This is a genomic window from Pseudomonas sp. ASL3 (assembly GCF_056680425.1).
Genome location: NZ_CM155281.1, coordinates 2,144,145 through 2,166,025 on the forward strand (window position 1 = coordinate 2,144,145; position 21,881 = coordinate 2,166,025).

The following is a 21,881-nucleotide window of genomic DNA, read 5'->3' on the forward strand; positions in this document are numbered from 1 at the left end:
TAATTGAAACTTTCCGTTGAGTTATCGGCATGCAGCCAAGCTCTAACCCCACGCAGCCTATGCGGCGCCTGATACGAAACCTGGCAAGACTGGCCAGCCAAGAGCGCTACCTCTTCACGCCAGATGACCTAAGGGCCCTTGTGCCTGATCTTTCTGATGGCGCCTACAAAACCCTGTTGAGCCGGGCGGCATCGGAAGGGGATTTGGCTCGAGTATGCAGGGGGCTTTACCTGTTTGAGCCGGTAAAGCCCTCCAGCGGACTGGTGCTGTTTCATGCAGCGGCCAGGCTGCGTGCGACTCAGTTCAATTACATCAGCCTTGAAACTGCATTGAGCGATTCCGGGGTCATCTCGCAGATCCCAATCAATTGGATCACGCTGATGTCATCCGGGCGCAGCAGCAAGATTTCATGTGGTCGGTGGGGAACCATCGAGTTTGTGCATACCCGCCAAAAACCACAAGACCTGGTTGGCCAGGTTCACTATGACTCGCGTTGCCGGCTATGGCGGGCAACCCCCCAACAGGCATTACGTGACATGAAGGCTGCCAGGCGGAACATGGACTTGATCGATTGGAGTATTGCCAATGAGTTTGTTTGATGAACTGGTGGATGAAGCGCTTAAAAACAAGCAGGATTTGGCCCCCTTGCGAGTTGTTGTAGAAAAAGAGCTGCTGCATCACAACATCATGCTGGCACTGAGTTCTGCCGGCATGCTCGCCAAACTGACATTCATCGGCGGTACGTGCCTGCGAGCCTGCTACGGATCAAATCGTTTGAGCGAAGATCTCGACTTCACGGGCGGGGCTGACTTCAACCGCGAGAGTCTGACCGAGCTTGCTCAGGTGCTGGTTGAAAGCCTGAAGACCAAATATGGCCTTGAAGTCGAAGTCAGCGAGCCTGTTCGTGACGAAGGTAATGTGGACACCTGGAAGCTGAAAGTCCAAACCAGGCCTGGGCGTAAGGATCTGCCAGCCCAGCGCATCAACATCGATGTGTGTTCCATTCCAAGTTACCAGCCACATCCCATGCTGCTCCTTAATCCTTATGGGGTCGACATGGGTACGAGCGGTCTGATCCTGCAAGCGGAAACACGCGAAGAAATTTATGCCGACAAGATCGTGGCCTTTGCTTTGCGTCCCAATCGAATCAAGAACCGTGACCTCTGGGACTTGGCTTGGTTGCGCCAGCAAGGGATAACGCCGCAGCTGGATTTGATCGATAAAAAGCTTGTCGACCATCAGTGCGAACCAAAGGATTTCTTGACTCTGTTCAAGGAACGCACGGAGATGCTGGATTCTGAGCCAAAAGTCGTGGCCGATTTTCGTAAAGAAATGAGCCGGTTCCTGCCTGTGGAGTTGGTTACGCAAACCGTCAACCAGGCGGCATTCTGGACGTTTCTGGTCGGACATATACGTGATCTCTACGCATTGACCGAAAAAACACTCAACGGCAATGACTCCGGCGGTGGCTTCAAGATGTGATATCGGGCACCTGGCTGCCGTGGTTCGCCGTGGCCCAACTATAGTGCTTGTTGTCGGGGACAGCGGAGCCCGCCCGTGTGGCGTCAAGTCCGTTGTCAAACTCACTTCAACAAGAGGTAGCGACCATGCCACTCGTGCTCGAATCTCCCGCTTTTCATACCCAGGGTCCGATACCGGTTCTCTATAGCTGTGAGGGCAAGGATGTTTCTCCACCGTTGGCCTGGAGCGGTGTGCCGTCAGGCACCAAGAGTCTGGCGCTGATCGTGGACGACCCGGACGCGCCAGATCCCGCGGCCCCCAAGATGACCTGGGTCCATTGGGTGCTCTATAACTTGCCCATGGGGACAACCGAGCTGCCTGAAGACCTGCATGCGCTGCCGCCCGGCACCCTACAAGGGCTCAACGACTGGCAGAAAACCGGCTACGGTGGACCTTGTCCGCCTGTCGGCACCCATCGGTATTTTCACAAGCTTTACGCGCTGGACACCGTATTGCCGGACCTGAAGCAGCCCACCAAGGCCCAACTCGAAAGCGCAATGCGCGGTCATGTACTGGAGCAGGTCGAGCTGATCGGCACCTATCGTAAAACGAGGTGAGGATTAAGGAAGCCCTGATGCTCTAAATACGGCCGTGGTAAGCCGCTGCGAAAATCTTTGCCGCACCGTCCCGTGTCAATGGCAGCGGGTTGCCGCCAGCGCAAGGGTCGACAATCGCCATGTCCGCGATCAGATCGGCCTGCAGATCATCCACCCCCAGCTCAACTAGCGTATGCGGTACTCCGATGTCCTTGCGCAGCTTGAGGACGAAGGCCAGGAAGCTGTCGAAGCCCGGGGTTGGCAGACGCAGATAAGCCGCCAGGCGGGTGATGCGTTCCTCGATGGCCGCGCGATTGAACTGCAGTACATAGGGCATAAAGGTCGCGTTGGTCATACCGTGATGGGTGTCATACAGGGCTCCCACCGGATGGGCGAGCGCGTGCATCGCGCCCAAACCTTTCTGGAATGCGGTGGCGCCCATCGCGGCAGCCGCCAGCATTTGCGCTCGCGCCTCGAGGTCGGAGGGGGTGTGTACTGCCCGTACCAGGGCATTGGCCACCAGGCGCATGCCTTCCACCGCGATACCTTCGGCCATGGGATGAAAACCGAGAGCGCAGTACGACTCCAGGCAATGCGCAAAAGCATCCATGCCGGTGCCAGCGGTGACCTTTGCCGGCATGCCGACGGTGAGGGCCGGGTCGCTGATGACCACACGCGGCATCATCTTCGGGTGGAAGATGATGCGTTTGGTGTGCGTACGCTCGTCGATGATCACCGCCGCACGGCCCACCTCGGAACCCGTACCCGCGGTGGTCGGCACCGCGATGACCGGGGCGATGTTGCCTTCGTCGGCGCGTGTCCAGTAGTCGCCGATGTCTTCGAAATCCCAAACCGGGCGGGTCTGGCCGCTCATGAAGGCGATGAGTTTGCCCATATCCAGGCCGCTGCCACCGCCGAAAGCGACCACGCCATCGTGTTTTCCGGCACGCCAGGCCTCGAGCCCACCCGCCAGGTTGGCTTCAACCGGATTGGGCTTGAGGTCAGAAAACATCGCTGCACCGAGGCCGGCGGCACGCAAGGAGTCCAGCGCCGCCGTAGTGATCGGCGCACGCGCCAGGCCTCTGTCGGTGACCAGCAACGGCCGCTCGATACCTTGACTGCGGCAGATCTCGGCCAGCTCGGCGATGCGGCCGACACCGAAGCGGATGCTCGTGGGGTAGTTCCAGTTCGCGGTCAGGCTCATGTTCAGATCTCGTGGCGCAGATGGAAGGATTTCGCTCGGGTCAGGTTTTCGTAGCCCATGCGCGACAGCGTTACGCCGCGCCCGCTGTTCTTCACCCCGGCCCAGGCCAGGGCCGGGTCCAGATAATCGCAGCGGTTCATGAAAACCGTGCCGGTGGCGATCTCGTCGCCGAGGCGTTCGGCGGCGGCGAGATCTTGCGTCCAGATGGAGGCGCTGAGCCCGAACTCACTGTCGTTCATCAAGGCGATGGCTTCGTCGTCGCTGGTTACCGGCATGATGCCAACCACCGGGCCAAAGCTTTCTTCACGCATCACCGACATTTGATGGGTGACGTCGACTAATACCTGCGGCGCGAGGTAGGCGCTGCCCGGCACGTCAGCGGGGAAGGCCTTTGGATCGATCAGCGCCCTGGCCCCCTTTGTCAGTGCTTCGGCGATCTGTCGGCGAACGAATTCAGCGGCGCTCGGTGCGACCAGCGGGCCGAGCGTGGTGGCTTCGTCCAGTGGGTTGCCCAGCACGTATTGGCCGGTCAAGGCGACGAAGCGCTCGACAAAGACCGGGTAAATGTTCTTATCGACATAGATACGCTCGACGGCACAGCAGCTCTGCCCGGAGTTGAAGAAGCTGCCGTCCACCAGGTTTTCCACCGCATGTTCGAGGTTGGCGTCTGCCCGTACGTAGGCCGGGTCTTTGCCGCCGAGCTCCAGCCCCATGCCGAGGAAGCGCCCCATGGCAGCGGCTTCCATTGCCTTGCCGGCGTCGACTGAACCTGTGAAGTTAACCTGCTGCACGCTTCCCGAGGCGATGATCGCGGCGGTCTGCCCATGATCGAGCAGCAGGTTGTGGAACAGGCCTTCGGGCAGATTGGCGCGGCGCAAGGCCTCGGCGAAACGTTCGCCGACCAGCAGCGTTTGCGTGGCGTGTTTGAGGATGACACTGTTGCCGGCCATCAGCGCCGGGATAATCGAATTCACCGCAGTCAGGTAGGGATAATTCCAGGGCGCGACGACCAGTACCGTACCCATCGGCTCGCGTTTGATATGACGCCGAAAACCCGCGACAGGAGCGGGCTCTACCGCCGCCAGGGCTTCAGGCGCAATGGCGATCATGTGCCGGGCACGTTCTTCGAAGCCGCGCAACTCGCTGGCGCCAAAGCGTACCGGACGGCCCATCTGCCAGGCCAGCTCCGGCACGATCGCAGCCTGCATCGCCAGCATCGCGTCCACGGCGGCGCTACATAAAGCGGCGCGCTCGCTCAGTGGGCGGCGCTTCCATTGCGCCTGGGCGGCTGCGGCGGCAGTCAGAGCCTGCTCGATCTGCGCCGTGTCGGCGCAGCGGCGTTCGGCGTAGACCCGACCGTCGACCGGTGAGATGAGTTGAATCATTGCGGTCATGACTTTCTCATTAATGGATTGCTCAATAGCGCTCAAAGCCGCGCTGCAGTTCCCAATCGGTTATCCGCCGGTCGTACTCTTTCTGCTCCCACTCGGCGGTGTGCACGTAGTGATTGATCACTTCATCACCGAACGCCTCGCGCAACATGGTCGAGGCCCGGAGCGCGGCGCAGGCATCGCGCAGGGTCTTTGACACTTCAGGCAAGTGCTCGTCGAGGTAGGCATCGCCCTCAAAGGGCGGCGCCAGGCTGAGCTTCTCGTCGATACCGGCCAGGCCCGCGGCGATCAAGGCGGCGAAGGCCAGATAAGGGTTGAGGTCGGCGCCACCGATGCGACATTCAATACGGATGGCTTTGCTGCCTTCTGCGCACAAACGAAAGCCCGCGGTGCGATTGTCCCGACTCCACACCGCCCGTGTCGGCGCGAAGGTGCCGGCTTGAAAACGCTTGTACGAATTGATGTAGGGCGCAAGAAAACAGGTGATATCGTTGGCGTATTTGAGCTGCCCGGCCACCCACGAGCGCATCAGCGTCGACATGCCGAACTCAGCCTTGGGGTCGAAGAACAGCGGCTTTTTGCCATTCTTGTCCCACAGCGAATTGTGTATATGGCTGCTGGAGCCAGCGGCGTCATAGCGCCACTTGGCCATGAACGTGATTGCCTTGCCCTGCAGTTGTGCGATCTCTTTGCAGGCGTGCTTGATGATGACGTGGTGGTCGGCCATGGTCAGGGCGTCGGCATACCGGATGTTGATCTCTTCCTGGCCCGGCCCCCATTCCCCCTTGGAGTTTTCCACGGGAATGCCTGATGCCTGCAGATGTTTGCGTATCGCTCGGAGCACCGGCTCCTCGCGGGTGGTCTGCAGGATGTTGTAATCCTCGATGTAGTGGCCGGCCGTCTTTGGCTTGTGGTAGTTCCGCTCGTGGATTGCCTCGTAACTCTCGTCGAATAGATAGAACTCCAGCTCAGAGGCGAACATGCCGCTGTAGCCGCGCTCGCGCAGTCGCTCGACCTGTTTTTTCAGGATCGCCCGCGGGCTGTGCGGCAGGTCCCGCCTATGGTGATGATCGAGCACATCGCAGAGCACCAGCGCCGTGCACTCCAGCCAAGGCACGCGACGCAACGTGGCCATGTCAGGTTTCAGCACAAAATCGCCATAGCCTTTGCTCCAACTGGCAGCGGCGTAACCCGGCACCGGCTCCATGTCGATATCGTCGGCCAGCAGGTAATTGCAGCAGTGGGTTTCTTCATGGCCGCTGTCGATGAAAAACTCGACCTGGAATCGTTTGCCGACCAGTCGCCCCTGCATATCGACCATGCAGACCAGCACGGTATCGATCTCACCTGCGGCCGCAGCGCGTTTGAGTTCTTCGAAGCTAAGGAGTGGCTCGGTCATCACGTCAGTCCTGCGTGAAATGTTTGGGCCTGTCTGAAATAGCTGTTGCAGACGCTCTTCAGAAAAACCCAAAACCTGCAGGAGCGAGCATCGTGAGCAATGAGCTGCTGAAAGCGTAGCCCACAGTTGCTGTGCGCAAGTCTCGGTGATCGAAACCTTGCGGATCAGGAGCAGTTCCAGAAGCTAAAATGACAGTCAAGAGGGAGTGGCACCATGAGTGAATTCGTCAAGGTCGCCTGCGTGGGCGATATCGAACCGGGTACCGGCAAGACCGTGAATCTGGGGGGAACGCCTGTCGCGCTGTTCAATGTGGACGGCCAGTATTTCGCCATCCACAACACCTGCCCGCACGAAGACGGCCCGCTGGGAGAGGGAATACTCTGCGACAGCGTGGTGATCTGTCCCATTCACGCCTACGAGTTCGACGTCACCAGCGGCGAATGCCTCACAGAACCGGCTTATCGAGTCGAGCAGTTCGAGGTCCGGGTGGACGGCAACGACATCCTGCTGCGGCAATCGTCGGATGTTTGAACGCTGCGGACCCGCTTGAGTCGCAAGATATAGGGAAGGAGTATAGTTAAACGATCAATCGTCCTGCCAAAAGCAGGAGGGGTCAGTGATGAGCACCGACAATGCCAGGATCCGCGAACTCAGCAGCCGTGCCTACAAGTACGGCTTTGTCTCTGATTTTGAGAGCGACGCGGCACCGCGCGGGCTCAACGAAGACCTCATCCGCCTGATCTCGGCGAAGAAGAACGAACCACAGTGGCTGCTTGACTGGCGCCTGAAGGCGTATCGCCACTGGCTGACGATGCGCGAGCCCACCTGGCAGAACGTCCATTACGAGCCCATCGACTACCAGGACATCATCTACTACTCGGCGCCCAAGCCGAAAACACCGGGGCCCAATAGCCTCGACGAGGTCGACCCCGAGTTGCGCGAGATGTTTGGCAAGCTCGGCATCTCGCTCGCCGAGCAGGAGCGCCTGACAGGGGTAGCGGTGGACGCCGTTGTCGATTCAGTCTCGGTGGCGACCACCTTCAAGCACAAACTCGCCGAGGTCGGCGTGATCTTCTGCTCCTTCTCCGAAGCCGTGCAGAACCATCCGGAACTGGTGCGCAAGTACCTGGGTTCGGTGGTCCCCTACAGCGACAACTTCTTCGCCACACTGAACTCGGCGGTGTTTTCCGACGGCTCCTTCTGCTACGTACCCAAGGGCGTGCGTTGCCCAATGGAACTGTCGACCTACTTCCGCATCAACGCCGCGGACACCGGCCAGTTCGAGCGCACGCTGATCGTCGCAGAGGAGGGCGCCTACGTGAGCTACCTCGAGGGCTGCACCGCGCCGATGCGCGACAATAACCAGCTGCACGCGGCGGTGGTCGAGCTGGTCGCACTGGATAACGCCCAGATCAAGTACGCCACGGTGCAGAACTGGTACCCGGGCGATGCACAAGGACGCGGCGGCATCTTCAACTTCGTCACCAAGCGCGGCAAGTGCGCAGGCGCGCATTCGAAGATCTCCTGGACCCAGGTCGAAACCGGCTCTGCCATCACCTGGAAGTATCCGGGGGTGATTCTCCAGGGCGACTATTCGGTCGGCGAGTTTTACTCGGTCGCCCTGACGGCCAACCATCAGCAGGCGGACACGGGCACCAAGATGATCCACATCGGCCGGCACACGCGCAGCACCATCCTCTCCAAGGGGATTTCCGCCGGTCATGGGCAGAACACCTACCGCGGCCTGGTGAAGATCCAGAAGGCCGCGACCGGCGCCCGCAACCATACACAGTGCGATTCCCTGCTGCTGGGCAGCCAGTGTGGCGCGCACACCTTCCCTTATATCGAGGTGAAGAACGCGAGCGCTCAAGTCGAGCATGAGGCCTCCACTTCGAAGATCAGCGATGAGCAGCTCTTCTACTGCCGGCAGCGCGGCATCAGCGCGGAGGACGCAGTGCCGATGATCGTCAACGGCTTCTGCCGCGAAGTACTCAAGGAGCTGCCGATGGAGTTCGCAGTGGAAGCCCAGAAACTGCTGGGCGTGAGCCTGGAGGGCTGCGTGGGCTGAGGCCCGGGGTGGAGCATGCTCGAGATCAAGAATCTGCACGCCAGCGTCGAGGGCCGTGAAATCCTGCAGGGCATCACGTTGCGGGTCGACGCCGGCGAGGTGCACGCGATCATGGGGCCGAACGGTTCTGGCAAAAGCACGCTGGCCCAGGTGCTGGCGGGCCTTGATACCTACGAGGTCAGCGGCGAGGTGCTCTACGAGGGTCAGGATCTGCTCGCCATGCCGCCAGAAGCGCGCGCGGTCGCCGGCATCTTCCTCGCGTTCCAGTACCCGGTTGAGATCCCCGGCGTCGGCAACCTCTACTTCCTGCGTACAGCCCTCAACGCCGTGCGCAAGCAGCGCGGGCTCGAGGAGCTCGACGCGCTGGATTTCCTCGCGCTTGCCAAGGAGCGCATGGCGCTGGTCGAGATGGACCAGAGCTTTATGAACCGCTCCGTCAACGTGGACTTCTCGGGTGGTGAGAAGAAGCGCAACGAGATTTTCCAGATGGCGATTCTGGAACCCAAGCTGGCGATTCTCGACGAGACCGACTCGGGCCTTGACATAGATGCGCTGCGGATAGTCGCGGCCGGGGTCAACGCGCTGCGGCGCAAGGATCGCGCGCTGCTGGTCATCACGCACTACCAGCGACTGCTCGACTACATAGTCCCGGATCACGTCCACGTCATGGCCAACGGCCGGATCGTGCAGTCCGGCGACAAGGACCTGGCCGTCGAGCTCGAGAAGCACGGCTATACGAGCTACGAGCAGGGTCCTGCAACGCCAGGAGTCAGGCCATGAACACGGCTGCAAGCGTAGCGAGCGCGGCGTTCCTCGCCCGACTCAAACCCAGGGCCGACGCCCGGCATCCAGTCTGGCTGCAGGCGTTGCGCCGCGCGGCGTTCCAGTGGGTGGCCGAACAAGGCTTTCCCACGGCCAGGGACGAGGCCTGGAAGTACACGCGAGTCGCGCCCATCCTGGAGACCTCTTTCCAGCCAGCCGAGGCGGGCACGAGCCGGCGCCTGTCGGCCGCCAGCGTCGAGCGGCTCGCCGGCGACTACGGCGGTCCGCGGCTGGTCTTCGTCAATGGCTATTTCGCCGCTGAGTTTTCGGTGCTTGAGGAGCTCCCCCCTGGTACTCAGGTGATCCATTTCGCGACGCTGCTGCGTTCCGACAGCGGGGCGCTCGAAGCCCTGTTCGCCCATGCATTCCGCACGCAGCCGCAGGCCTTCACCGCGCTCAATGCGGCCCTCGCCGAGGATGGAGCGTTGGTGCAGATACCCGCCCACACGACGGTCGAAAAGCCAATCCACCTGGTGTTCCTCTCGGACCCGGGCGCCACGCCGCTGGTGACGCATCCTCGCACCTTGGTGCGGGTGGGGGCAGGGAGCCGCGCGACCTTAGTGGAAAGCCACGTCGGCAGCGGGGGAGACGTCTACCTCAGCAATGCCGTCAGCGAGGTGGTGCTCGACGCGGACGCTGCGCTCGAACACTACACGGTGCAGAACGACAGCACGGCGGCGTTCCATGTCGCGCTACTCAGCGTACGCCAGGCCCAGGGCAGTCATTTTGCCGCGCACTCCTTTGCACTAGGCGCGGCGCTGGCACGGCAGGAGGTGCGGGTCGTGCTCGAGGGCCCCGGCGCGGAGGTCGCCCTGAACGGTCTGTATCTGCCCCGTGGCGAACAGCACCTGGACAACCAGACGACCATCGAGCACCTGACGCCGCGCTGCACCAGCCGCGAACTCTATAAGGGCGTGATCGATGATCGCGGGCACGGGGTCTTCGACGGGCGGATCATCGTGCGCCCGGGGGCGATGAAGACGGATGCCAGACAGACCAACAAAAATCTTTTGTTGTCGACGTTGGCCCAGGTCAACACCCAGCCACGGCTGGAGATCTTCGCCGATGACGTCAAGTGCGCTCACGGTGCCGCCGTCGGCCAACTGGATGAGCAAGCTATTTTCTACCTGCGCTCGCGGGGGATTTCCCTGGCGGCGGCGCGATCTCTACTGACCTTTGCGTTCGTCAGCGAGATGCTGGAGCTTATTCACCCGGAGCCGCTGCGGGCCCATATGGAGCGACTGGTCGCGGCGCAGCTGCGGGGCCTGGAGGTGCCGGCATGAGTGACCTCGAAAGCAGCCTTCACACACTGCCGAAACAGCTCGACCTTGCGGCTGGCTACGACGTCGAACGCGTGCGCCAGGCGTTCCCGATCCTCGCGCAGCGGATCTATGGCAAGCCGCTGATTTACCTCGACAGCGCCGCGACCAGCCAGAAGCCGCTGGCGGTCATAGAGGCGATGTCGCGCTTCTTCCTGCAGGAGAACGCCAACGTGCACCGTGGCGTGCACTACCTCTCGGTGCGCGCCACCGAGGAGTACGAGAAGGCTCGGACCAAGGTCCAGGGCTTCCTCAATGCCGAGCACGTCGAGGAGATTGTCTTCGTCCGCGGTACGACCGAAGCGATCAATCTCGTGGCGCAAACCTATGGCAAGGCTCAGCTCCGCGCAGGCGACGAGGTGTTGATCAGCGCCATGGAGCACCACTCGAACATCGTGCCCTGGCAGATGCTCTGCGAGCAGACCGGCGCCCGACTGCGGGTGGCCCCCATCGACGACGCCGGCGAACTCCTGCTCGACGAGCTGGAACAGCTGATCGGGCCCAAAACCCGGCTAGTGGCCGTCACCCATGTCTCAAATGTGCTCGGCACCATCAACCCGATCCGGCGCATCGTCGAACTCGCCCACGCCCGTGGCGTACCCGTGCTGGTCGACGGTGCTCAGGCGGCCCCCCACGTTGAGGTCGACGTGCGAGCGCTAGGCTGCGACTTCTACGCACTGTCAGGCCACAAGATGTATGGTCCCACCGGCATAGGCGTGCTTTATGGCCGCCGCGAGCTGCTCGAAGCCATGCCGCCTTACCAGGGAGGCGGCGACATGATCCTCTCGGTCACTTTCGAGAAGACCGTCTACAACAAACCGCCGTACAGGTTCGAAGCGGGGACGCCGAACATGGCCGGCGCGATAGGCCTCGGCGCGGCGGTCGACTTCCTCGGCGAGCTGGGGCCAGAGGCCATTGCCGCCCACGAGCAGACTGTGCTGGCCTACGCACTGAAGGCACTTGCAGCGGTGCCCGGCCTCAGGCTGATCGGCACTGCAGCGGAGAAAGTCGGCGTGCTCTCGTTCGTCCTCGATGGCATCCATCCGCACGATATCGGTACCATCCTCGACCGCGAGGGGGTGGCGATTCGCACCGGGCACCACTGCGCACAACCCTTGATGAAGCGCTTCGGTGTGGCCGCCACCGCCCGCGCCTCGCTCGGCTGCTACAGCAACGAACAGGATATCGATGCGCTGGTGGCTGGCCTGGCGAAGGTCCAGGAGGTGTTCCGATGAGTAGCGATGAACTGCGTGATCTCTACCAGGACGTGATCATCGACCACGGCAAGCGGCCGCGCAATTTCCGCCAGCTCGAAGACGCTACCTGTACGGCAGAGGGCTTCAATCCGCTGTGCGGCGATCAGCTCAGGATCTATATCAAGCTCGCGGGCGGCGTGATCGAGGACATCGCCTTCCAGGGGGGCGGCTGCGCCATCTCCCAGGCGTCGGCGTCCTTGATGACCCTGGCGGTCAAGGGGAAGAAGCCGGAGGAGGCGCTGGCACTCTTTGTCCGTGTGCATACGCTGCTCACCGAAGGACCAAGCGCTCAGGTGACGTCCGCTGAACTCGGCAAACTCGCGGTGCTTTCGGGGGTATGGGCGTTCCCGGTGCGGGTCAAGTGCGCCACCCTGGCGTGGCACACGCTGCGCAGTGCCCTCGAAGGAGGCGGCTCACAGGTCTCGACGGAGTAAGCCATGGCAACCGATCTATTCATCCCCAACATTCGCCTCAGCGACTCGGCGCGGCGAATCTTGCGCGCCGCCCTGGCGGATGAGAGCGGGGTCTCGGTACGACTCAAGATCGACGAGCGTTTCGCTCATGAGTTGCTCTTCGAGCCCAGCGCCGAGGGCGATATCGCCGTCGAAACAGACGGCATCAGTCTGACGCTCGATCCCGCGAGCGCAGGGCGAGCCGATGGCCTGGCCATCGACTTCGTGTATGAACTGCGCGGCGCCGGCTTCCAGTTCGACAACCCGAACCAGCCGGGCCGTCCCCAGCCGATCGAGCTCACGCGGGACTGCGCGGCAACCCTGATTCCGCGCGGAGAGCAGCTGCAACTGAGGCGCGGCGAGCGTGTGGTGGTGACCCAGGCGCTCGGCGGCAGCTTCACGGTTCAGATCGCCGGGGGCCGGCTGGCGCGGATCACTGCCGGCGACGCCGACGCCTTGGGGCTGGATACTCGCCAGGGAGGGCAGCCCCAGGCGAGCGGCCAGCCGGCGGCCAGCGGCGCCTTCGACATCCAGCAGGTGCTCGACATGCTGCGGACCGTCTACGACCCGGAGATTCCGGTCAACGTGGTCGATCTCGGGCTGATCTACCAATGCGAAACCCGACCGCTCGCCGATGGCGGCCAGCGAGTCGAGATCAAGATGTCCATGACCGCGCCCGGTTGCGGGATGGGCGACGTGCTGAAGGAGGAGGCGCGCACCAGGGTCAAGACCATCCCCGGGGTCAGCCAGGTCGAGGTCGAGATCGTCTGGGAGCCGCCCTGGGATCAAAGCCGCATGTCCGATGCGGCCCGCCTTCAGCTGGGGCTGCTGTGAGGAACCGATTGTGAGGAGCCAGCGATGAGCAATCGACTCGCCAAAGAAACTTCGCCCTATCTGCGGCAACATGCAGAGAACCCCGTCGACTGGTATCCCTGGGGTGAGGAGGCGTTCTGCCGCGCGCGCGACGAGGACAAGCCCATCCACCTGTCGTTGGGTTATGCCGCCTGCCACTGGTGTCACGTGATGGCCCACGAGTCGTTCGAGAATCCGGACGTTGCGCACTTGATGAACGAGCGCTTCATCAACATCAAAGTCGACCGCCAGGAGCGGCCTGACCTCGACGACATTTATCAAAAAGTTGTGCAGATGATGGGGCAGGGTGGTGGCTGGCCGCTGACGGTATTCCTCACCCCGCAGCGCGAGCCGTTCTTCGGCGGCACCTACTTCCCGCCGCAGGAGGGCCATGGCCTGCCTGGATTCACTCAGCTCCTGCTTGGGCTGAGCGAAGCCTGGCAAAACAATCGCGTGGCACTGCGGCAGAACGTCGAACAGTTCCTCCAGGGTTACCGCACCCTGGACACGCTCATGCTGGAGGGCGACACGCCGCTTGAGCAAGACCAGCCGGCCACCGCCGCCCGGCTGTTCGCCAAGAACACCGACCCTGTGCACGGTGGCCTGGGCAACGCACCGAAATTTCCCAACGTGGCCTGCCATGATCTGGTCCTGCGCCTCTATCAGCGCCTGCACCAGCCGGACTTGCTACAGTCCCTGGAGCTGACCCTCGATCGCATGGCCGCCGCTGGGCTCTACGACCACTTGGGCGGTGGCTTCGCTCGCTACTGTGTGGATGAGCGCTGGGCCGTACCGCATTTCGAAAAGATGCTCTACGACAATGGCCAGCTCGTGAAGCTCTATGCCGACGCCTATCGTGCGACCGGCAAGCCTGCCTGGCGGCGGGTGTTCGAGGAGACGATCGACTACACCCTGCGTGACATGACGCACCCTGAGGGCGGCTTCTACGCCAGCGAGGACGCGGACAGCGAGGGTGAAGAAGGCAAATTCTATGTGTGGACACCCGCGCAGGTGCAGGCCGTACTCGGCGCCCCGGACGCCGCGCTGGCCTGTCGGGCCTACGGTGTGACCGCCACCGGCAACTTCGAGCATGGCAGCACCGTGCTGCATCGCGCAGCCACACTGGACGCGGCACAGGAAGCGCAACTGGCGGACCTGCGCGGCAAGCTGTTGGTGGCGCGTGCCCAGCGCATTCGTCCGGGGCGCGACGAGAACATCCTCACCAGCTGGAACGCGCTAATGATCCAGGGCCTCTGCGCCGCCTATCAGGCGACCGGAACCGCAACCCATCTGGACGCCGCGAGGCGCGCCGCCGACTTCATTCTGGACCGACTTTCGACTCCCGAAGGTGGCCTGTACCGGGCTTGGCGGGAGGGCACACCGAAGGTTCCAGGCTTCCTCGATGACTACGCCTTCCTCGCCAACGCCTTGATCGATCTCTACGAGTGCGACTTCGATCAGCGTTATCTCGAACGCGCCACACAGCTGGTCGAGCTTATCCTCGAGAAGTTCTGGGAGGACGGACTCTACTTCACGCCCAGCGATGGCGAGACACTGGTGCACAGGCCACGCGCACCGCACGACAATGCCTGGCCGTCGGGCACCTCGACCAGTGTGTTCGCTTTCTTGCGACTCTTTGAACTAACCGGCCGCGAGCTTTACCGTGAGCGTGCCGAGCAGGTGTTCGCGAGGTACCGCGCCGCAGCGGCCCAAAATCCCTTCGGCTTCGCCCATCTCCTGGCGGCGCAGGACTTTGTACAGCGTGGCCCGATCAGCATCGTCATCGCCGGCGAACGCTCCGCCGCCAGCACCTTGGTGACGAGCCTGCAGCGCCGCTACCTGCCGGCACGCGTCCTTGCTTTCGCAGAGGATGTGCCGATCGGCGTGGGCCGGCAGACGGTCGCGGGGCAAACCAGCGCCTATGTGTGCCGAAACCGCACCTGCAAAATCCCGGTTACCAGTGCCGCTGAGCTCGTAGAGCGCTGCCTGGAGTGAAAGGCGAGAACTGAGTCGCATCTCCAACGCGAGGAGTCAAAGATGGAAAGGAATAGAGAGCACAACACGTACCAACGTCTCAAACAGCAGTACCCGGATTACTTTGGCGCTGTGGAGGCCTTGGGTACAGCTGCGCGTCATGCCGGCCCGCTGGAGGAGAAAGTCGTCCAGCTGATCCAGCTCAGTGCCGCGGCGGCCATCCGTTCTGAGGGCGCAGTGCACAGTCATACCAGACGGGCGATGGAGGCAGGCGCTACGACAGAACAGATCCATCACACACTGATCTCATTGACGAGCACGATTGGTTTCCCGACCGTTGTTGCGGCCATGAGCTGGGCGGACGATGTGATTGGGAGAGGAAGAAAATCTGAGTAAAACGAGCCTGGCGTGAACCCGAGACTCGTTTTTATGTTCAATGAGTTAGCGTTTTTTATACAAAAGCTGCAGAAGGCTGCAATCTTTTTGAGCTTCACGCGCGCAATGTATGAGTCATGCGTAGCGCCAGCAGGCTACTGGCAACGATCACCCCGGCCAACAGGTACAGCGCGGCGTCGGCAGGCCGGTGAGGGCGCCCATGGTGGCGATGGTCAGGTCGAGGAATGCGATGGCCGGATGCGAGGCGAAGTTGACGGCGATCAGCAGACCCGCCGCGCCCATCAACATCGGTACCACCAAGTGCCATCTGGGCAACGTCGCCACAGCCTCGCTAACACCATGAATGCCGCCGCGCAGCAATACTACTGTTATCGCAAGTGACGGTAGCACGCTGCATCATCACCTCAAATCTTCAACCCGCGATAACTCAGCGGCGATCCGGTCGATCAGCGCCCGAACCCTTCTTGGCTGAACACGAGTGGGTGGATAGACGATCTGTAGCGCGGTGGTACCAACGGTGAAGTCAGACAGTAGTTCAACGAGTCGACCCGCATTGAGATCCGCGCGCACGTCCCATATCGATTTCAGACAAATTCCGTAACCGGCCAAACACCACTGCCTGACCAAGCCGCCGTCGTTTGTGACCCTTCTGCCGCGAACAATGACACGGTGTTCCTCATCCTCGTTCTTGAATGTCCACTCCCGCGAAATATTCATGCCGAAACGCATCACCAGGCATTCGCCGTTCGAGGCTCTGACACCTTGCAACAACGGCCGTAACATGAGGCATATTGATGGCCCCCCGATCACAAAATTGTTGTCAAAATCCCGGCCTTTCAAAAGGTTAGGTATTTGGAGGATGCGAATTTGGGGATTTATCCTGGCTGTGACTGTTTTGGCTTTCGGCGCAATTTCGGCCCAGGCACGGGAGCTGAGCGAGAGTGAAAGGTTCGTGTGCAACTGGGGTTCGGTGATAGCTGGAGGCGCTCAGGAATCAAAGCTTTCTGGAATCAGTCTCTACGGTGCACGCAGGAAGCTTCAGGATCGCAGGTTTGCTCGACCCGGGATGCGCATGATGGCCTTGGGGATCACGGAGCAGACCTATTCCAGTCCTTCGCGCATGAAGCCTGCCGGCGTCAAGCAAACGTACTATCAAGAGTGCATCAGGCATGAGCTGGCGCGAAGGTAGACTTTGAGCCAGCGGCGGTTTCTCTGCCATGTGCTTCGGGGCAGGCCCAAACCTCGTAGCGTACTCAGTAAGATCGTTTTGATTACAAGGGCCCTGCGTGGGTCCTTTTTTGTTTTGCGAGGGTGAGTCATGGACGCAAACCGTGAGACAGAGCAGTTTTCTAAGCTTTGGGCTATAGCCGGACGCCTGTTCTTGATTGATCCAGCAGAGCGCTGTTCGGATCTATTCTCAGGGGGCAGGCCAGCACGCAGGCTGGCCTTATTTCTGTCTCGGGAGTGATTAACGGTTTTGCGGAGTGCCGCCGCCGATCTGCCACACAAAGGGTGGCTCGGTGCCGTTGATTTCCCAGTCATCAATGATCCGCTCTTTGTAGATCAACGGATTGTGTGAGGCCGCGGTGCGGGCATTGCGCCAGTGCCGGTCGAGTTGCAGGGTGACGCGGGGGGTCGATGCGCCCAAGGCATTGAACAGATCGCTTGTGGCGCGAAGCACCAGCTCAGAAATCGCCACTTGCCCTTGGGCCGACTCGAGCTCAGCGGCAATGTTGGCCTCGCGTTCGGCCTGCTCGTCCTTGCCGAAGTGCGCAACATACGCCCGCTGCGAGGCGTGCGCGGCGCGCAGGGCAGTCGCTTCGGCGGCGTAGACCTGGCATAGGCCAGGTTGAAGCCGTCGATACCGCCTACGTCCACCCAGCGCTCCAGCTCGTCGGACACCGTTTTAGGGCCGCCCACCAACACGGGGCCCAGGCCACCGATGCTGCGGTGTTTGATAATGTCGCGCGGTGTCCACTTGCGGTCAGGGTCTGCGGTGGCGAGCAACTCCAGCACTGAACGGATGCTGTCATGCGTACTTCCCCAGGTTGCGCCTGCTACACCTTCACGCATTTGTGAGCGAAGTCGAACTCACCGAAAAAGAGTGGTTTGAAGGGATTCAGTTTCTGACGGAAACGGGCCATAAATGTGATGGGTTAGTGAGACAAGAGTTTATTTTGCTGTCGGACACTCTCGGCGTTTCCATGCTGGTAGATGCGATTAATCATCGGCACAGCGATAACGCTACCGACACCACAGTATTCGGACCGTTTTACATCGATGGGATGCCAGACAGGTCCTTCGGTGAAAATATGGCGTTCACCCCGGGAGAGACCGCATTGGTCAGGGGCAGGGTGGTCGATACTCACGGCAATGGTCTTGCCGGAGTAGTATTGGACGTCTGGCAAACCGCTGAGAACGGAATGTATTCAGGCCAGGATAGTACGCAGCCTTTTGGTAATCTGCGCGGGCGCTATCGCACAGATGCTGAGGGCTATTTCGCCATCCGCACAATCGTTCCGGTGTGTTACCCCATTCCCACTGATGGCCCGGTCGGACGCATGCTAAATGCGGCCAATCGTCACCCTTGGCGCCCAGCTCATCTGCACTTCATGATCGACGTACCGGGCTATCGAAAGCTGGTTACTCATTTGTTCAATCATGATGATCCGTACCTCGAATCCGATGCGGTATTTGGCGTTAAGCAATCTTTAAAAGTCATCTATGAACAGCGCGTTACTCACGACGATTTGTCTGCCAATGTGGACATTCAACTGCCGTTCAAACGTGCGTGTTACGAATTTGTAATGGAAGCTGAGTGATCCATGGGACAGTTTTTTGCAGTATTCGCAACGGACAACTCAGCCTCTCAGGCTTTGCGTCAACGCTTGAGACCACTTCATCGTGAACATCTGCGCGCGACTGAAACTCATCGTGTAATTGTCCGTTTCGGCGGCCCAACTCTTGATGAAAATGTCCTTGCAAAGGTGCTCAATTGGAGGCAGTAGAGGTGCACTGTCTAGATGGGATGATCATTCAAGTCGAAAGTGAACACCATGGGTAAGAGCGTGACTAATCTCATCGAATAACGATTCAAGCCGAAAGCTACCTTCGGCTTTTCGTATGTGTGCCCGACGTCCATAACCTTCAAATCCTAGCGTCTGTTATCCAACGCGCTTTGAATCAATAGCTTTGGCTGTTTGAATCGACCTAATTTCGCTACGCTCTGTAATTCGCTAGTATTCGCCTAGGATCGATTAGTCAAACGCCAAGCCGGATCAGATAATTTGGCTATGAGAAAATCCGCTAGCACATCCACTTTGGCTGGCCGGGTGCGAGCGGTCGGCGTCACAAAATACAGTCCTCCCTCCTGCATGCTCCACTCTGGCAGTACCACTTGAAGTCTTCCATCGCGTAGATATTCACTGGCGACAAACTCTGGAAGCTCAGCTATCGCAATTCCTGCAAGTACGGCAGGGATTAAGGCTTCCACATTTGTGACGCGCAGAGAGCCATTGGGGGAGACGCTGACCTCATCCCCTGATTTATTGAGTAAGCGCCAGACGTCACTCTGGGCTCGATAGGCGTATCCCAAGCAATTTCGACCTACCAGATCATGAGGGTGTTTTGGGTGACCATGCTGTTCAAGGTATCTAGGAGACGCCACAAGATACCGAGCAACCCGGCTAATTCGTCGTGCTACTAGAGATGAGTCGGGTAATATTGCGATCCGCATCGCAGCATCAAAGCCTTCCCCAATGAGGTCGACTGACGCGTCGGACAAATGAAGATCGACTGACACTTCGGGATAAGCGAGAAGAAATTCCGGTAGAGTCGGGGCAACCCAGCGGACGCCGTAAGTCATCGGTATCGCCAATCGCACGAGCCCTCTAGGTTGTGACGAAAGTTCGCGTGCAATACCCTCCGTCTCTTCCGCCTCTCGGTACAGGCGACTAGCGCTTTCCGCTATGCTGCGGCCAAATTCTGTGAGTGCGAGCTGTCGGGAGGTCCGATTTAAAAGACGGGCACCTAGCCTTTCTTCCAAGCGACCAACTCCTCGTGAAACCGTTGCGACGGAGACACCCATCACCCTCGCAGCAGCCGCAAAGGATCGCTCCTCAGCTACCTTTGCAAACATCGCTAATCCTTCAAAATCTGGCATCTTTGACATCGACATTTCTGCAATGATGGTTTGCAATCAATTCTATTTCGAAAGGTAGGGTTCGTCGATATTCTTTGGGGGCATGCCGAGATAAGGGGAAAATTCACTCACTTCGCTCATAACATTATGTTTTTAATTGCCTTTCTGTTTTTTCGAAAACTCGGCTTCAGGACTTGGGGCTAGGTTGATGGTTTACGTCGTAATAACGAGCCAGCGGCGTTTTCTTCGAAGGCTCTAGCCTCTTCGATATAGCCGTGTACGGTGCCATCGTGCCGCCAGCCACCTTGCCGTTTAATTTCCAGAAAGTCCGCCCCAGCCCGATGGGCGCTAGTGGCCAGTCCACGGCGCAGACTGTGGCTGCTCATCTCAGGCACATACGACAGCCCTGCTGCTTCGGCACGGGCCGACAGGATGGTATTAACGCTACCCTCGTGCAACGCCACCTCGCCGACGCTGCCCCAGCGGCTGATGCGCCGGAACAGTGGGCCCTGCTCGATCTGAGCAGCATCCAACCAGCACCGTAGTGCCTTCGCTGGGCAGCAGACGCTGTCGCCGTACGGGATTGCCTTATCCAGTCCTTCTCCACCCTGATCGGTTTTGGAGCGCGGCAGCGTGATCTGCAGTCCCTCCCGCTCCCACTGAAGATTTTCCACCTCCAGCGTGACCAGTTCTCTGCGCCGGAACGCGCCGAAGTACCCCACCTGTAGCAGCGCGCTGTCACGCCGGGCGGCGAGCCCTTCGAGCGTGTCCAGGTTGCGCCACGATGCGTTCAAGATCCTCCAGCAGCAAGGCCTTGGCTTTTTGTCGAGGGCGCCCATGCACTCGCTCAATCCCGCGCAAGGTTTTCCGCACCGTGGCGCTGTTGGTTGGGTCAGGAAAGCCCTGATAGCGGTGCCATTGCGACAGCGCCGTCAGGCGCAGGGCCAGGGTGCGCGGGTTCAATACTTCCGCGAAGAACAATAGATAACGAATCGCTGCGGCTTCATTGCACGGCAGCATGCCGCCCCAGGCGAGAAAGTGGCGGATGGCCGAGCGGTAGGTGCGCCGGGTGTTGTCGGAAGTGGCGGCTGCCAGAAAACGTTGATGTTGCTGGGCCAACTGCTCGGGCGTGGCGAGCGTACCGGGGGTACGCAGCAGCGCAATCGGTTCGTCGAGCGGGACTGGAGGGACACTGTCGTCGTTATTACTGGTCGTCATCACGAAACGCCTGTTTAGGCCGTGTGTACCGCCGATTATAGAAGCAAATGTCGATCGTGAACGGCTAACCCACGATAAGTAACCTTATCGTGAGTGAGAAAGCGTTTTTTTCGTTGTGGTCTATTCTGTACTTTAATCGATGTATTACGTTTCCGATAATACGGTACGAAAAAATCCGAGGTGTCCATGGCCCGTTCAGGTGTCCTCTACGTGCATGTCGCCAACGCGGCGGCCCGCCTCGCGGCCGAAGGCCACAACCCCACGATCGACAGCATCCGAGCCGCCTTGGGCGGGACCGGCAGCAAAAGCACGATTGCCCCCTTGTTAAAGCGCTGGAAAGCCGCACACCCCAACACACTGGCCCAGGCCGAGCTCGGCCTTCCTGCCGAATTGGTGCTAGCCCTGAAGGGCGTGTATGAAAAAGTCCAGGCCGAATCCGCTGTGCAATGCGAGCAGGCTGAGCAGTTGTATCAAGTAGCTACCGCTGCGCTGCAGAAGCAGTTGCAGCAAGTGCTCATCGAGCATGACGCCTTACTCACCATTCAGGAGCAGCAGACCCAGGCGCTGGCCGCTGCGGCTACGCGCAGCCAAGGGCTGGCTGACACCGTGCAGCGTCAGGAGATTGCCCTAGCCAGCCTGGGCAGTGAAAAGAGCGGGTTCGAACAACGTCTGGCTGATCGCGTCACCGAGGTGGCCGCACTGACCCAACAACTGCAACAAGCGCAGGTTCAGTTCGAGCATTATCAAGCGTCGGTCGCGCAACAACGTGCAGACGAGCGCCAAAGCGCTGAACAACGCCTGCACCGCCTGGAACACGAACTGACTTTGACCCGACAACGCTTGTTCGACCAGCAGACTCGCCTGGGCGAACTGAAGGCTCAGGAACAACAGCTGGCACAGGGCAATGAGCATTTACAAAGTACCCTGCTTACAACCCAAGAGGCGCTCACCCAGAACCGCAGCGCACAGGAGCACCTGATACTTCAACTCACCGAATTAAAACAGACGCATCAGGCACTGGAGCAGCGTCATGGTCAAGGCGAGCAGCTTTTGGCTGAGGCGCGGACGAACCAGGCGGTGATCGAGCGGGAGCGAAGCCTGCTGGTGGAACGCTTAACCCAGGTTGAAATCCAATTGACTGAGTTGGTCACAGAGAAGCAGTTTCTCCTGCAAGACAATGCGGTGCTCGCCAGTCAACTTTCGGAGTTCGGGGCCAAGGGCGGCCAGCTCTGAACATGGCCATTGGAGCATATTGCTGACAGCTTTGATTTCTATGGCGTTACCCAGGAGTTTCGCGACATTGCATGGCGTTTTTTCGAAAACTAAGTACTG

At 60.2% G+C, this 21,881-nt stretch carries 21 protein-coding genes and 4 pseudogenes; 16 read left to right on the top strand and 9 right to left on the bottom strand.

All coding sequences use genetic code 11. The features are described from left to right. The first annotated feature begins 29 nt into the window (after positions 1-29). The 3 genes from abiEi (at position 30) to AC1MEE_RS09775 (ending at position 2,078) form a co-directional block, all read left to right on the top strand. Positions 30-599 carry a type IV toxin-antitoxin system AbiEi family antitoxin gene (gene abiEi / locus AC1MEE_RS09765; protein WP_480415139.1) on the top strand — a complete coding sequence of 190 codons (570 nt, stop codon included), beginning with the start codon at positions 30-32 and terminating at the stop codon, positions 597-599. Further along, the gene (locus AC1MEE_RS09770; RefSeq protein WP_480415140.1) at positions 586-1,482 is read left to right on the top strand and encodes a nucleotidyl transferase AbiEii/AbiGii toxin family protein; all 897 of its coding nucleotides are present in this window, start codon (positions 586-588) and stop codon (positions 1,480-1,482) included. Before abiEi ends, AC1MEE_RS09770 begins: the two co-directional genes overlap by 14 nt. Before the next feature lie 125 nt (positions 1,483-1,607). After that, the gene (locus tag AC1MEE_RS09775) at positions 1,608-2,078 is read left to right on the top strand and encodes a YbhB/YbcL family Raf kinase inhibitor-like protein (RefSeq protein WP_480415141.1); all 471 of its coding nucleotides are present in this window, start codon (positions 1,608-1,610) and stop codon (positions 2,076-2,078) included. A 22-nt stretch (positions 2,079-2,100) separates the two neighbouring features. On the opposite strand, the gene AC1MEE_RS09780 is transcribed toward AC1MEE_RS09775, so the two are convergent. The 3 genes from AC1MEE_RS09780 to AC1MEE_RS09790 are packed head-to-tail and all read right to left on the bottom strand — an operon-like array spanning position 2,101 to position 6,051. Then, positions 2,101-3,261 carry an iron-containing alcohol dehydrogenase gene (locus AC1MEE_RS09780; RefSeq protein WP_480415142.1) on the bottom strand — a complete coding sequence of 387 codons (1,161 nt, stop codon included), beginning with the start codon at positions 3,259-3,261 and terminating at the stop codon, positions 2,101-2,103. 2 nt (positions 3,262-3,263) lie between these two features. Next, positions 3,264-4,655, bottom strand: a complete 1,392-nt coding sequence (locus tag AC1MEE_RS09785) for an aldehyde dehydrogenase family protein (protein ID WP_480415143.1) — start codon at positions 4,653-4,655, stop codon at positions 3,264-3,266. Positions 4,656-4,677: 22 nt separating this feature from the next. Continuing rightward, positions 4,678-6,051 carry a glutamine synthetase family protein gene (locus AC1MEE_RS09790; RefSeq protein WP_480415144.1) on the bottom strand — a complete coding sequence of 458 codons (1,374 nt, stop codon included), beginning with the start codon at positions 6,049-6,051 and terminating at the stop codon, positions 4,678-4,680. A 213-nt stretch (positions 6,052-6,264) separates the two neighbouring features. Here AC1MEE_RS09790 and nirD point away from each other — a divergent pair, with 213 nt between their 5' ends. From nirD to AC1MEE_RS09835, 9 genes are all read left to right on the top strand, one after another. Next, a complete protein-coding gene (nirD, locus tag AC1MEE_RS09795) occupies positions 6,265-6,582 on the top strand; it encodes a nitrite reductase small subunit NirD (RefSeq protein ID WP_480415146.1) in 318 nt (105 codons plus the stop codon). Positions 6,583-6,670: 88 nt separating this feature from the next. Further along, positions 6,671-8,119 (top strand): Fe-S cluster assembly protein SufB, encoded by a 1,449-nt coding sequence (gene sufB / locus AC1MEE_RS09800; protein ID WP_480415148.1) that lies wholly within the window; start codon positions 6,671-6,673, stop codon positions 8,117-8,119. A 15-nt stretch (positions 8,120-8,134) separates the two neighbouring features. Continuing rightward, positions 8,135-8,899 (top strand): Fe-S cluster assembly ATPase SufC, encoded by a 765-nt coding sequence (sufC, locus tag AC1MEE_RS09805; RefSeq protein WP_480415149.1) that lies wholly within the window; start codon positions 8,135-8,137, stop codon positions 8,897-8,899. Beyond that, positions 8,896-10,224 carry a Fe-S cluster assembly protein SufD gene (gene sufD, locus AC1MEE_RS09810; protein ID WP_480415151.1) on the top strand — a complete coding sequence of 443 codons (1,329 nt, stop codon included), beginning with the start codon at positions 8,896-8,898 and terminating at the stop codon, positions 10,222-10,224. The genes sufC and sufD overlap by 4 nt, the downstream gene beginning before the upstream one ends. Then, the gene (locus AC1MEE_RS09815; RefSeq protein ID WP_480415152.1) at positions 10,221-11,495 is read left to right on the top strand and encodes a cysteine desulfurase; all 1,275 of its coding nucleotides are present in this window, start codon (positions 10,221-10,223) and stop codon (positions 11,493-11,495) included. Before sufD ends, AC1MEE_RS09815 begins: the two co-directional genes overlap by 4 nt. After that, positions 11,492-11,950, top strand: coding sequence for a Fe-S cluster assembly sulfur transfer protein SufU (sufU, locus tag AC1MEE_RS09820; RefSeq protein WP_480415153.1), 459 nt, complete (start codon positions 11,492-11,494; stop codon positions 11,948-11,950). Before AC1MEE_RS09815 ends, sufU begins: the two co-directional genes overlap by 4 nt. Before the next feature lie 3 nt (positions 11,951-11,953). Next, entirely contained in the window at positions 11,954-12,802 is an 849-nt protein-coding gene (sufT, locus tag AC1MEE_RS09825) for a putative Fe-S cluster assembly protein SufT (RefSeq protein ID WP_480415155.1), read from the top strand. 24 nt (positions 12,803-12,826) lie between these two features. Then, positions 12,827-14,815: a thioredoxin domain-containing protein gene (locus AC1MEE_RS09830; protein WP_480415156.1), complete on the top strand. Its 1,989-nt coding sequence runs from the start codon at positions 12,827-12,829 to the stop codon at positions 14,813-14,815. Positions 14,816-14,857: 42 nt separating this feature from the next. Beyond that, positions 14,858-15,190, top strand: a complete 333-nt coding sequence (locus AC1MEE_RS09835) for a carboxymuconolactone decarboxylase family protein (protein WP_480415157.1) — start codon at positions 14,858-14,860, stop codon at positions 15,188-15,190. Between the two features lie 94 nt (positions 15,191-15,284). Here the strand turns inward: AC1MEE_RS09835 and AC1MEE_RS09840 are convergent. Together AC1MEE_RS09840 and AC1MEE_RS09845 are read right to left on the bottom strand one after the other, a co-directional pair. After that, positions 15,285-15,583 (bottom strand): annotated as a pseudogene (locus AC1MEE_RS09840) (MFS transporter); the annotation flags it as partial. Between the two features lie 6 nt (positions 15,584-15,589). Then, a complete protein-coding gene (locus tag AC1MEE_RS09845; RefSeq protein ID WP_480415158.1) occupies positions 15,590-16,150 on the bottom strand; it encodes a LysR substrate-binding domain-containing protein in 561 nt (186 codons plus the stop codon). Here AC1MEE_RS09845 and AC1MEE_RS09850 point away from each other — a divergent pair. After that, entirely contained in the window at positions 16,050-16,379 is a 330-nt protein-coding gene (locus AC1MEE_RS09850; RefSeq protein WP_480415159.1) for a hypothetical protein, read from the top strand. The genes AC1MEE_RS09845 and AC1MEE_RS09850 overlap by 101 nt on opposite strands. A 279-nt stretch (positions 16,380-16,658) precedes the next feature. On the opposite strand, the pseudogene AC1MEE_RS09855 reads toward AC1MEE_RS09850, so the two are convergent. Then, positions 16,659-17,024: pseudogene (locus AC1MEE_RS09855) on the bottom strand (acyl-CoA dehydrogenase family protein); the annotation flags it as partial. 226 nt (positions 17,025-17,250) lie between these two features. Here AC1MEE_RS09855 and AC1MEE_RS09860 point away from each other — a divergent pair. Then, positions 17,251-18,012, top strand: a pseudogene (locus AC1MEE_RS09860) (dioxygenase family protein); the annotation flags it as partial. A 3-nt stretch (positions 18,013-18,015) separates the two neighbouring features. Then, a pseudogene (locus tag AC1MEE_RS09865) lies at positions 18,016-18,162 on the top strand (YciI family protein); the annotation flags it as partial. Positions 18,163-18,437: 275 nt separating this feature from the next. Here AC1MEE_RS09865 and AC1MEE_RS09870 read toward each other — a convergent pair. The 3 genes from AC1MEE_RS09870 to AC1MEE_RS09880 all read right to left on the bottom strand — a co-directional run bounded on the left by AC1MEE_RS09870 (position 18,438) and on the right by AC1MEE_RS09880 (position 20,549). After that, complete coding sequence (locus AC1MEE_RS09870) at positions 18,438-19,361, bottom strand: LysR family transcriptional regulator (protein ID WP_480416194.1); 924 nt, start codon at positions 19,359-19,361, stop codon at positions 18,438-18,440. Positions 19,362-19,531: 170 nt separating this feature from the next. After that, entirely contained in the window at positions 19,532-20,125 is a 594-nt protein-coding gene (locus tag AC1MEE_RS09875) for a site-specific integrase (RefSeq protein WP_480415160.1), read from the bottom strand. After that, positions 20,070-20,549: a hypothetical protein gene (locus AC1MEE_RS09880; RefSeq protein ID WP_480415161.1), complete on the bottom strand. Its 480-nt coding sequence runs from the start codon at positions 20,547-20,549 to the stop codon at positions 20,070-20,072. Before AC1MEE_RS09880 ends, AC1MEE_RS09875 begins: the two co-directional genes overlap by 56 nt. Positions 20,550-20,735: 186 nt before the next feature. Between AC1MEE_RS09880 and AC1MEE_RS09885 the strand changes: the two genes are divergently transcribed. After that, complete coding sequence (locus AC1MEE_RS09885; protein WP_480415162.1) at positions 20,736-21,782, top strand: DNA-binding protein; 1,047 nt, start codon at positions 20,736-20,738, stop codon at positions 21,780-21,782. The last annotated feature ends 99 nt before the right edge of the window (positions 21,783-21,881 follow it).